The 12,449-nt window shown below is 29.7% G+C and carries 9 protein-coding genes, 1 pseudogene and 1 riboswitch; of the genes and pseudogenes, 4 read left to right on the forward strand and 6 right to left on the reverse strand.

All coding sequences use genetic code 11. The features are described 5' to 3' along the window. Positions 1–48: 48 nt before the first annotated feature. From ACH2BO_RS03375 to ACH2BO_RS03385, 3 genes and pseudogenes are all read right to left on the reverse strand, one after another. A pseudogene (locus tag ACH2BO_RS03375) lies at positions 49–638 on the reverse strand (carboxymuconolactone decarboxylase family protein). Positions 639–704: 66 nt separating this feature from the next. After that, positions 705–1,319, reverse strand: coding sequence for a deoxynucleoside kinase (locus ACH2BO_RS03380; protein WP_395043346.1), 615 nt, complete (start codon positions 1,317–1,319; stop codon positions 705–707). Then, positions 1,319–2,113, reverse strand: a complete 795-nt coding sequence (locus tag ACH2BO_RS03385) for a hypothetical protein (protein ID WP_395043347.1) — start codon at positions 2,111–2,113, stop codon at positions 1,319–1,321. The genes ACH2BO_RS03380 and ACH2BO_RS03385 overlap by 1 nt, the downstream gene beginning before the upstream one ends. A 128-nt stretch (positions 2,114–2,241) precedes the next feature. On the opposite strand from ACH2BO_RS03385, the gene ACH2BO_RS03390 reads away from it, so the two are divergent. Both ACH2BO_RS03390 and ACH2BO_RS03395 read left to right on the forward strand, forming a co-directional pair. Then, positions 2,242–3,141: a GLPGLI family protein gene (locus ACH2BO_RS03390; RefSeq protein WP_395043348.1), complete on the forward strand. Its 900-nt coding sequence runs from the start codon at positions 2,242–2,244 to the stop codon at positions 3,139–3,141. Positions 3,142–3,176: 35 nt separating this feature from the next. Then, positions 3,177–5,879, forward strand: a complete 2,703-nt coding sequence (locus tag ACH2BO_RS03395; protein WP_395043349.1) for a carboxypeptidase-like regulatory domain-containing protein — start codon at positions 3,177–3,179, stop codon at positions 5,877–5,879. Between the two features lie 23 nt (positions 5,880–5,902). Here ACH2BO_RS03395 and ACH2BO_RS03400 read toward each other — a convergent pair whose 3' ends face one another. From ACH2BO_RS03400 to ACH2BO_RS03410, 3 genes are all read right to left on the reverse strand, one after another. After that, positions 5,903–7,249 carry a hypothetical protein gene (locus tag ACH2BO_RS03400; protein ID WP_395043350.1) on the reverse strand — a complete coding sequence of 449 codons (1,347 nt, stop codon included), beginning with the start codon at positions 7,247–7,249 and terminating at the stop codon, positions 5,903–5,905. Between the two features lie 90 nt (positions 7,250–7,339). Beyond that, complete coding sequence (metK, locus tag ACH2BO_RS03405; protein ID WP_395043351.1) at positions 7,340–8,590, reverse strand: methionine adenosyltransferase; 1,251 nt, start codon at positions 8,588–8,590, stop codon at positions 7,340–7,342. A gap of 252 nt (positions 8,591–8,842) precedes the next feature. Beyond that, positions 8,843–8,972, forward strand: a riboswitch (SAM riboswitch). Between the two features lie 36 nt (positions 8,973–9,008). Beyond that, entirely contained in the window at positions 9,009–9,173 is a 165-nt protein-coding gene (locus ACH2BO_RS03410; RefSeq protein ID WP_395043352.1) for a hypothetical protein, read from the reverse strand. 107 nt (positions 9,174–9,280) lie between these two features. Between ACH2BO_RS03410 and ACH2BO_RS03415 the strand changes: the two genes are divergently transcribed. Together ACH2BO_RS03415 and ACH2BO_RS03420 are read left to right on the forward strand one after the other, a co-directional pair. Further along, on the forward strand, positions 9,281–10,267 hold the full coding sequence (locus tag ACH2BO_RS03415; RefSeq protein ID WP_395043353.1) for a homocysteine S-methyltransferase family protein: 987 nt from the start codon (positions 9,281–9,283) through the stop codon (positions 10,265–10,267). A 127-nt stretch (positions 10,268–10,394) separates the two neighbouring features. After that, a partial coding sequence (locus ACH2BO_RS03420) for a dihydropteroate synthase (protein ID WP_395043354.1) occupies positions 10,395–12,449 on the forward strand: 2,055 nt, incomplete at its 3' end.

Raw genomic sequence — 12,449 nt, forward strand, 5'->3', positions numbered from 1 at the left:
CTCCAAAAATTTATTTTTGGAGCTTTTTTTATTTTCATAATCTTATTTTCACAAATGCATTCCAACTTCCCAATTATTTTTTAAAAATATTTTTTTGTATTTTCTACAGCTTCATTTTCAAGTGTTGTTGCCATAGAAACATTCCAACGATTTAAATATCCAAAAAGTGAAATTACACCAAGGATCTCAATAATTTCTCTGTTATTCCAATATTTATTTAGCTCAATTTTAATTTTTTCATCTACTACTTTTGCAATTATTGAAGCTACTAGAGCAAAATCTAAAGCTGCACGTTCTCCATCTGAAAATGATTCATGTGTTTTATATTCCAATATATTATCTAGTTGTTCTTTTTCTGCACCATAACTTCCTGCAGCGCTAATTGTGTGTGCTTGACAATATCTGCAACCTGCAGCATTGCTTGAAACCCAACCAATCATTCTTTTTAATGCAGATGAAACGCTACCATGATTTTCCATAAAAGCAATGTTTAAGTTGATGAATGCTTAAGAAATTGATGGTATGTGTAGCATAGTTTAAACAGAATTAGGACAAAATCCTATGGTTTCATTAAAAAATGCTGCAAGCTTATTTGTTTCAACATCATGGTTTGCAAAAAGTGGATTTACAAGCGGCATAATTTTTTAAATAAAAAAGCCATAATCTGAATATAGAAAATGACTTTTAAAGTATTGTGGGTTTGTCTAAAACAATCCGTTAATCTCTGCATCAATCCGGTTTATAATCATTCCTAAATCTTCAGGATTATTTACAAAATCAATGTTGTCAACATCAATAATTAATAATTTTCCTTTTGCATAAGTAGAAATCCAAGCTTCATAACGTTCGTTTAATCGGCTTAAATAATCAATAGAAATTGTATTTTCATAATCGCGACCACGTTGATGAATTTGTTTTACAAGATTTGGAATTGAACTTCTAAGATAAATTAATAAATCTGGTGGCTCAACTAAACTTTCCATCAATTCAAAAAGAGAAGAGTAATTTTCAAAATCACGATTGGTCATCAATCCCATAGCATGAAGATTGGGTGCAAAAATATGTGCATCTTCATAAATTGTTCTATCTTGAATAATTTTCTTACCGCTTTCACGAATTTGTAAAACTTGACGAAAACGACTGTTCAAGAAATAAATTTGTAAGTTAAACGACCAACGTTCCATTTGATGGTAAAAATCATCAAGATATGGATTGTCTACAACGTCTTCAAAATGTGGTTCCCACTTAAAGTGTTTGGCTAAAAATCTAGTTAAAGTTGTTTTTCCTGCGCCAATATTTCCTGCTACTGCTATATGCATTATGGTAGTATAATTTTATAATTTGTAATTCCTTTGTCTGTAAAAATAGATAAAATTTGGTCTTTGTAATAAAAATTTTTAAACGATTTCTCAACAATTTCTATTTGATAGGTTCTGCTGGTGTTTTTATCTTTAAAGTAAAGTAAATTATGATCAGAAAAAAGTATTTTATTTTCGTTTAATAGTTGAATGTTATTATAATTAAAATCTAAACTTGCATTTTGAAAAACTCTTCCAAATATGGTGCAAGTATTCCATTTTTGTTGTTTGTCTATCCATTGAAAATAATTAAAATCAGTTTGGTAATAATTAAATCCTTCTTTTATTGGAATACCAAGATTTTTAAATTGATTTGTAATTAAATCATACAATCCAATTTGTTGATTTAAAGAATTAAAAACCCAAAGCTTGTTTTGACCAGAAATACCAATTGCAGATACAATTATTGGAGTTTCTAGATTAGAAAAATCAATTTTTTGTATTTCATTTAATTGATTATCTAGGATAATTACAGAATTAAATTCTTCATAAAAAACAATTATTTTTAGAGGATTTAAAATGTCAACTTTTGTAATTTTTCCTAATGATAAGTTTTGATATTGTAAAGATAATGAATCACTTTTTTTAAATAACACATTTTCATCTGAATAAAAACAATTGTTAAAGCCATCAAAACCAATAAATTTATCTGTTTTTAAAGTAATAAAATCTAATTTAGTTACAGCAATGATTTTAGATTGACTAAAACCAAAATTGAAACTTAAAAAAAACAAAAAGTAAAATAATCGTTTCATAATGATGCTAAATTACATTAAACCTTTTGATTTATCTATAGTCAAATTAATTATTTTAACAAATGTTTGGTAACAAAACACAAATTCAATCGTCATATTTGTTACTTCTTATTCAAAAATATTAAATTATGAAAAAAATAATCTTTTCTATTGTTTTATTACTTGCATTTATTACTTCAAATGCTCAAAAAGATTTTCAAGGAATGGCAGTTTATGAATCTAAAACTAGTACTTCAGATTTCAAAAAACGATTTGAAGGAAACAAAGATATTACTCCAGAGATGCAAAAAAACATGGAAGAACGAATGAAAAAAATGTTTGAAAAAACGTTTATATTAAATTTCGACAAATCGGCTTCAACCTATAAAGAAGAAGAAAAACTAGATGCTCCAGGACAATCTGGTGGCGGTATGAGAATGATGTCGTCTATGATGGGTGGCGGAGGAACTTATTATAAAAACGTAAAAGAAAAAACATTTACAGTTGATAAAGAATTTATGGGAAAAGAGTTTCTTGTAAAAGACAGTTTAAAAACTTATAAATGGAATATGGAAGGCGAAACTAGAGTAATTGGTGGCTATAATTGTTATAAAGCAACTGCAATTATTGAGGCAAGTAAAACCGATTTTAGAAATTTTAGACCTAAAAGAGAAGAAGATAAAAAGCCAGAAGTTAAAACCGAAGATGCCAAAGATAAGAAAACTAGTTTTCTAGATGATATAGATATGCCCAAAGAAATCACTATAACTGCTTGGTATACAATGGATATTCCTGTAAATCAAGGTCCAGAAGGATATTGGGGTTTGCCTGGATTAATTCTTGAAGTAAATGATGGTAAAACTACAATTCTATGTTCTAAAATTGTATTGAATGTAAAAGAAAAAGCAGAAATTAAAGCACCAAATAATGGTAAAGAAATTTCTCAAAAAGATTATGATGAAACCGTGACCAAAAAAATGAAAGAATTGATGGAAATGAATCAAGGTCAAGGCGGAAGAGGTGGAATGCAAATGAGAATGGGAAGATAATTTGTAATTCACAATCATAATTCACAATAAAATACATGAAAACTACAATTTTATACGCATTTTTATTAATATCTACATTTTCATTTGCACAAACAATTCGATTTGAAGGCAACGTTCTAGAATCTGGAAAAACACCTCTAGAAATGGCAAATGTTATGGCAGTAAATGATGTAACCAAAGGTGTCGATGCTTATGCAATTACTAACGATAAAGGAAAATTTGTTTTAAACTTAAAGCAAAATGCAAGCTACAGTATAAAGTTTAGTTATCTTGGAATGAAGAATAAAGAAATTTCGATTGTAACCAAAGCTGAAAACATTACTCAAAATGTTTCATTAGAATCTGGCGGAATAGAATTAGATGGTGTAGAAATTGTTAGAGAAATGCCGGTCTCTATAAAAGGCGATACTATAGTTTATAATGCAGATTCTTTTAAAACTGGAACCGAGAGAAAACTTGAAGATGTACTAAAAAAATTACCAGGAGTTGAAGTAAATGCCGATGGCGAAATCGAAGTCGAAGGAAAAAAAGTTTCTAAACTAATGGTTGAAGGAAAAGATTTTTTTGACGGCGATACCAAATTGGGAGTAAAAAATATTCCTGCAGATGCAATTGATAAAATTCAAGTTCTAAGAAATTATAATGAAAACTCTATACTAAAAGGTGTAGAAAATAATCAAGATAATTTAGCAATGAACATTAAACTCAAAGCAGGAAAGAAAAACTTTTGGTTTGGTGATATGACTGCCGGAATTGGAGTTGGTCATCAAGAAGAGCGTTATCTTATCAATCCAAAATTGTTTTATTACAATCCAAAGTACAGCATAAACCTTATCACAAATTTTAATAATATTGGCGAATTACCACTCACAATTCAAGATTATTTTAAATTTACAGGTGGTTTTAGAAGTATGATGGCCAAAGGTGGTTCTAACTTTAATATTGCGTCAAATGATTTAGGGATTTCTATCTTGAGAAACAATCGTGCTAAAGAAATTGAAACCAATTTTGGAGCAACAAATTTCTCTTTTAATGTAAACAAAGCATGGAGTTTAAGTGGTTTTGGGATTCTTTCATCATCTATAACAGATTTAGAAACTAAATCGCAAACTAATATATTAGAGCCCAATTCATCACAAGTTTTATCAACTGAAAACAGAAATGAAATTGCACACCAAAAAAGTAATTTAGGATTGTTTAAATTGAGTTCAAGTTACAAACCAAGTGCTAGTTTACAGTTTGATTATGACATTCTTAGTAAATTGTCAAAACAAGATGAAAGTAACGATTTGTTGCGAGAATCAATAGTAAGTAATACATCAACAACAGAAACTATATTAGCAAGAAAAAAACAAAATCCTACATCTTTCAATCAAAATTTGAATTTGTATTATACCTATAATGATAAGAATATTTTTGCATTTGAAACACAACATTTATATCAAGATGAAGATCCGTTTTACAATGCCAATTTGCAAACCCAACCTTTTAATTTATTAGGATATACTTCAGGCGAAAATAGAAACGACATCAACCAAAATCGTTTTGTAAAAACCAATAAAATAGATTCTAAATTAGATTATTATTACATGATTACACCCAAAAGTAATTTCAATGTAACTTTAGGAAATACTTTTTCACATCAAAATTTTGACTCTTCTATTTTTCAAGTTCTTGATAATGGTTCAATAAATGATTTATATGATAATGAAAACAAAAACAGAGTAACCTACAATTTTAACGATGTTTTTCTTGGTATGCACTATAAAATTCTATCGGGAAAATTTACCTTTACACCTGGAGTTAGTTTTCATAATTATACTATGTCAAACAATCAATTGGCAACGACTTACAATCAAAAATTCTTCAAAATTCTTCCAGATTTTCTTGCCATTTATCAAATTAAAAAAGCAGAATCATTAACCTATAATTTTGGGTTAACTAACAATTTTACAGATATAAATAAATTAGCAGAAGGATTTGTGTTAAACGGTTACAATAGTTTATCAAGAGGAAATCGAACATTAGAAAATGCCACTTCTCAAACACATTCGTTAACTTATTTTAAATATAATATGTTTAATTTCGAAAACATTTCAGGTAATTTATTCTATTCTCGAAATACAAACGCAGTTAAAACACGTTCATTTTTTAATGGAGTAAACCAAACATCATCACCTTTTAATTCAGATTTTGCCGACGAATCTTTTTCAGGTCGAGCAATGTATGGTCGTTCATTTTATAGATATTATAAAGCATCATTGTCTGCAAGAATAAACTGGTCAAAGTTTAATAATATTCAAAACAATGTTTTTTCAACCAATGAAAGTTTTACACAATCCTATTCAATAAACACATCTACAAATTTTAAAAAATTACCAAACATTGAAATTGGCTATGATTTAACAGTAAACGATTACAACGGAACAAAATTCTATACAGATAAACCATCTATTCAATTAGATTATTACTTTATGGATAGCTTTTCGTTTGTTTCTGAGTATGAATTTTACCATTATTATAACTCTAATAAATCTGTCGAAAACGAATATGATTTTTTATCAGCAAGTTTGATTTATCAAAAAAAGGATAGCAAGTGGGAATATAAAGTAGCAGCAACTAATTTATTAAATACTACGTCATTAAACGACGATAATTTTACACAATTCTCTACAAGAACATCACAATATATAGTACAACCGCGATATGTTATTTTTAGTGTAAAATATAATTTGTAATGTTTATTAATAACAAAAACAAATTACCATCTGCATTCATTTGGACCTTTCACTTGAATTTTTCTAAAAAATAAATATTTGTACCACCATTTACAATTGTTGAATTGAGATTTTCTCAAATCTTTAATTTCTATAATTTTACCTTTATAAATTAATTTACAAGAAACTGCATCTTTATAGTTTTCACACCAATAATGAACCAAATAGTTAAATTCAACAACAGGAATTTTATATCCCACAAAATTCTCTTTTATGTTCGAATTTTTTAAATATAATAGTTCAATATTATCTTCTTCAAAGTCAAAAAGCTTCAGTTTTCTAGTGTCAAATATTAAATGATTACTATTTTCTTTTTCAGTCACAAGATTGCTAAACATTGTTAGATTGCCTGCGTTTCCTAATCCTATATAAGTTTTTAAAGTCCAAAAACTAATAATAAATACTATCAGAATTAAATAACGATTATAACTTTTTTTATAATAGTATATTCTTGTATAATATTTTTTAATAAAAACAAACAATAAAAACCCAAAACCAATAGAATAAATAACACCGTTATAAAAACTAAATTTATACAAATCAATTAGAAATCTTTGCATAAAGTAAGTGCTTAATACAGATGCAATAATAAAAATCAAATAAATTTTAATAGCATTAGTAAGTTTTACAAAGTCATTTTTTTTATTAAAATCTATCAAACTTCCAAAAATTAAAAACAAAGCAATCAAACTAAAATCGGCAAAAACAGAAAACGAAAGATAAAAATGAAAAACCAGTAAAGCTATACCAGAATATTTTCTCGTTTTGTGAAATAGCAATCCAAAAGGAAGAATCATTTCAATAAAAATTGTAAAAAACTGAAAAAAACGCGACCAATTACTAGTTATTACAAAACGTGAATTAATAAAATTCGAAATTGTATAATTGTTTATTTCATTAACACAACTCACACAAGGATTGAAAAAATCAGAATTCAACTTATGAAAACCTGTATAAAAGTAAACGGTAACAATAAAAATCCTAAAGAAATAAGAAATAAAATCAGAATCTAAATTTACTTTCCAATGAATAAATTTCAAAAAAAATAAAATAATTAGAGCAATCGAAAAAACTAGAATTATTGTAGAATGATTGCCAATTCTAGGAAACTTAACAATTAATAAACTTATACTAATAATGCAATTAATTGCAGTTGCCCACCAATATTTTATGTTAATTATCGCGAATAAAACAAATGCAATAATAACCAATATTATTATAGGATTTTTAAATATTAATTTATGAAAATTCATTAAAACCGCACCATTAAATAGTGCTAAAAGCAATAAGTAATTCGTATTAATATTGATTTTTTTTAATATAAAATTCACTTTTTATTGAGTTAGTATATCACAAAGAAACAAAAAAACCGCCTTGTAAATCAATAAGGCGGTTTTTAAAATTTTGAAGCAATTTATTGCTTATAATCCAAAAGCACTTTTTACTTTATCTACAAAGTCTAATTTTTCCCAAGTAAACAATTCTACAGTAACAGTTTTTGGAGCACCATTAGGTAATTGAAATGTCTTTGTTTTCATTTCAGGAGTTCTTCCCATATGACCATAAGCAGCAGTTTCGCTATATATTGGATTTCTTAATTTTAAACGTTGTTCTATAAAATAAGGACGCATATCAAAAATAGCTTCTACTTTTTTACTAATTTCTCCATCAGTTAAATTCACTTTAGAAGTTCCGTAAGTAACCACGTTAATAGAAGTTGGTTTTGCAACTCCAATAGCATACGAAACTTGAACTAAAATTTCATCACAAATTCCAGCAGCAACTAGGTTTTTAGCAATATGACGTGTTGCATAAGCAGCAGAACGGTCAACTTTACTTGGATCTTTGCCCGAAAATGCTCCACCACCATGAGCACCTTTTCCGCCATAAGTATCAACAATAATTTTTCTTCCTGTTAATCCTGTATCTCCGTGTGGTCCACCAATAACAAATTTTCCTGTTGGGTTAATATGATATGTAATTTGATCATTAAATAAATGAGCATATTGTGGGTATTTTGCCTTAATTCTTGGAATTAAAATCCCAACCAAATCGGTTTTTATTTTAGCCAACATTGTTTTTTCTTCATCAAAATCATCGTGTTGAGTAGAAATTACAATAGCATCAATTCGTTGTGGTTTATTATCATCACTATATTCTAAAGTTACTTGACTTTTAGCATCTGGACGCAAGTAAGTAATTTCTTTGTTTTCTCTTCTCAAATTTGCCAATTCTATCAACAAAGCATGAGATAAATCCAATGCCAACGGCATGTAATTTTCAGTTTCATTAGTTGCATATCCAAACATCATTCCTTGATCTCCAGCACCTTGCTCTTCTTTATTTGCTCTTTCTACACCTTGATTAATGTCAGATGATTGCTCATGAATTGCAGACAAAACACCACAAGAATCGGCTTCAAACATATATTCACTTTTCGTGTAGCCAATTTTTCTAATAACTTCTCTAGCAATTTGTTGCACATCAAGATAGGTGTTCGACTTTACCTCACCAGCCAAAATAACTTGACCAGTTGTTACCAAAGTCTCACAAGCAACTTTACTTTCAGCATCAAATGCCAAAAAATTATCAATCAACGCATCACTAATTTGATCTGCAACTTTATCTGGATGTCCTTCACTAACCGACTCCGATGTAAATAAATAAGCCATACTATTATATTTTTTTAATATTAATTTTTAATAAAAAAGATTGATAAAAGTGCTTAAAGAAGTAAAAATTACGGCTTTAGCATTTTTATAATACTGAATTTATTTCAATATCAGAGGTTGCAATCTGAACAAATTTTTCCTCTCAATTTTCGATTGCAAATGTATAAACTCATTTTAAATAAAAAAATATTTTACAACTATTGTTTTATAAATTTCTATGTCATTACTTTGTAACGTTCTTAAACTTATTGATTGTTATCACGAAAGCCGGAGAGATTAGACTCGATGAAAGCTTAGCAACCTATTTTGTTTACAAAAAAAAGGTGCTACATTCTATCTTTATGCTGAACTAGTTTCAGCATCTGTTAAACCAGATTAATAAGGAACAGATAACCCCGAGAATTTCCTCTCACACTTTCTAAATAACAAAAATATAAATTAATTCTGAACTCGTTTCAGAATCTGGAGCGAATGGCTTGCGCATTTTAGTAATCCATATTCCTGCTGTACTTTGCAATCTTTTTCTTTTTAAAGAAAAAAGAAAAAGGATTTCCACTTCCATCAGGACTAAATTGCTTTCCATTTTTGAAAAATCAAGTTTCCATAAGAACCAATTCTTAATAAACTTAATTTTAATGGTTAAAAAAAAATAATAACTTAGTGACTTAGCGCCTTTGTGGCAAAAAAAACATGTCAAAAATAAAACAAGCAATAAAAGAAAGAATCCTAGTTCTAGACGGAGCAATGGGAACAATGTTGCAACGCAACAACTTTTCCGAAGAAGATTTTCGTGGTACACGTTTCAAAGATTTCCCACATCCATTAAAAGGAAACAACGATTTACTTTCCATCACACAACCCGAAGCCGTAAAACAAGTTCATCGATTGTATTTTCAAGCTGGAGCCGATATTGTAGAAACTAACACCTTTTCTGGAACCACAATAGGAATGGCAGATTATCATCTAGAAGATATAGTTTACGAATTAAATTATCAATCTGCCAAAATAGCTCGCCAAGTTGCCGATGAATTCACAGACAAACCACGTTTTGTAGCAGGTTCCATCGGACCAACTAATCGAACTGCAAGTATGAGTCCAGATGTAAACGATCCAGGATTTCGTGCCGTAACTTTCGACGATTTAAGAATTGCCTATAAACAACAAGTTGAAGCATTAATCGATGGCGGAAGCGACGTTTTATTAGTAGAAACTATTTTTGATACTTTAAACGCAAAAGCAGCACTTTTCGCAATAGAAGAAGTAAAAGAAGAACGTAATTTAGACATTCCAGTAATGGTTTCTGGAACAATAACCGATGCTTCAGGACGTACACTTTCTGGGCAAACTGTAGAAGCATTTCTTATTTCAATCCAACATATCGATTTGTTAAGTATTGGTTTCAATTGCGCACTTGGTGCAGATCAGTTAAAACCGTATTTAAAAAGATTGGCGCACAATACACAACTGAATATTTCGGCACATCCAAACGCAGGATTGCCAAATGCATTCGGTCAATACGACCAAACGCCAGAAGAAATGCAAGCCTTAATTAAAGAATATTTACAAGATAACTTAATCAATATAATTGGTGGTTGTTGCGGAACTACACCAGAACACATAAAAGCAATCGCAGACGTAGCAGCACAATTTAAGCCAAGAAAATTAGAATTAGTATAAATTCCAAACCTCAAAGGTTTTTTTAAACCTTTGAGGTTTAACAAAAAACCTTAAAAACCTTAACTTTCTTAATGGTTTAAAAAATAAACTTTGTGACTTCGCGCCTTAGTGGCAAAATAAAAATAAAATGTCAAGAACAAACAAAATAAATTTGCAATTATCAGGTCTAGAACCTCTTTTCGTTAACGAAGAATCGATATTCGTAAACGTTGGTGAACGAACAAACGTAACTGGTTCACGTAAATTCCTCCGATTAATAAAAGACGAAAACTACAACGAAGCACTTTCAGTAGCAAGAGAACAAGTTGAAGGTGGAGCACAAATTATTGATGTAAATATGGACGAAGGAATGTTAGATGGCGTTTATGCAATGACCAAATTCCTAAATCTAATTGCTGCCGAACCAGATATAGCAAGAGTTCCAGTAATGATAGATTCTTCCAAATGGGAAATCATCGAAGCCGGATTAAAAGTCGTTCAAGGAAAATCAGTTGTAAATTCCATTTCGCTAAAAGAAGGCGAAGCAACTTTTATTCATCACGCCAAGTTAATAAAACGATATGGTGCAGCAGTAATTGTAATGGCTTTCGACGAAAATGGTCAAGCTGATAATTATGAAAGACGAATAGAAATATGCAAAAGAAGTTATGATATTTTAGTAAATGTTGTAAAATTTCCTGCACAAGATATCATTTTTGATCCTAATATTTTTCCAGTTGCGACTGGAATGGATGAACACAAATTAAACGCATTAGATTTTTTCAGAGCCACAAAATGGATTCGTGAAAATCTTCCATTTGCCAACATTTCTGGTGGTGTAAGTAACGTTTCGTTTTCATTTCGCGGCAATGATACTGTTCGTGAAGCAATGCATTCGGCATTTTTGTATCACGCTATTCAAAACGGTATGACAATGGGAATCGTAAATCCGGAAATGTTAGAAATTTATGACGAAATTGACAAAACATTATTAGAACACGTTGAAGATGTTCTTTTAAATAGGAGAGAAGACGCAACTGAACGATTGTTGGATTTAGCCGAAACCTTTAAAGGTGATTATAAAGTAAACGAAAAAGCGATTGCCGAATGGCGAAATGAAGATGTTCAGTCAAGATTAACACACTCATTAGTAAAAGGAATAGACGAATTTATAGAAATTGATGTTGAAGAAGCGAGAGCAAATTCGGCGAAAGCCATAGAAGTTATCGAAATAAATTTAATGGCAGGAATGAATGTTGTCGGCGATTTATTTGGTTCAGGAAAAATGTTTTTACCACAAGTTGTGAAATCAGCTCGAGTAATGAAAAAAGCGGTTGCCTATTTACTTCCATTTATTGAAGCCGAAAAATCAGGAAAATCATCCTCTGCTGGAAAAGTGTTGATGGCAACTGTAAAAGGCGATGTACACGATATTGGAAAAAATATCGTTGCCGTAGTTTTAGGTTGTAATAATTTCGAAATTATCGATTTAGGAGTTATGGTTCCGCCAGAAAAAATTATACAAGCTGCAATTGAACATAATGTTGATATTATTGGATTGAGCGGATTAATTACTCCTTCACTTGACGAAATGGTTTATTTAGCCAAAGAATTAGATAAATTAAACATCAAAATTCCTATTATGATTGGTGGCGCAACAACTTCTCGAGCGCATACAGCAGTAAAAATTGCACCCGAATATAAGCAAACAGTTGTTCACGTAAACGATGCTTCTAGAGCAGTTACAGTAGCGAGTAATCTTTTACAAAACGAAACTAAAGAAGGTTACGTAAAAGCAATTCGCGAAGAATATGACAAATTACGTGATGGATATTTGAATAGAAGTCGTGATAAAAATTTCCATTCTATAGAAGATGCCCGAAAAAATAAATTGAAATTGGATTGGGAAAATTTCACACCAATAAAACCAAATTTCATCGGAACAAAAACCATAGAAGTTGAGTTGTCAGAATTAGTTGATTTTATAGATTGGACGCCATTTTTTAATTCGTGGGAATTATTTGGAAAATATCCTGCAATTCTAACCGATGAAATTGTTGGCGAACAAGCATCATCATTATTTGAAGATGCTCAAAAAATGTTGCAAAAAATAGTTTCAGAAAAATGGCTTGATGCCAAAGGAATTATAGGAGTTTTTCCAGCAAATACAGTCAATGATGATGATATTCAAGTTTATGATGAA

Source organism: Flavobacterium sp., from assembly GCF_043773265.1.
GTDB lineage: Bacteria > Bacteroidota > Bacteroidia > Flavobacteriales > Flavobacteriaceae > Flavobacterium.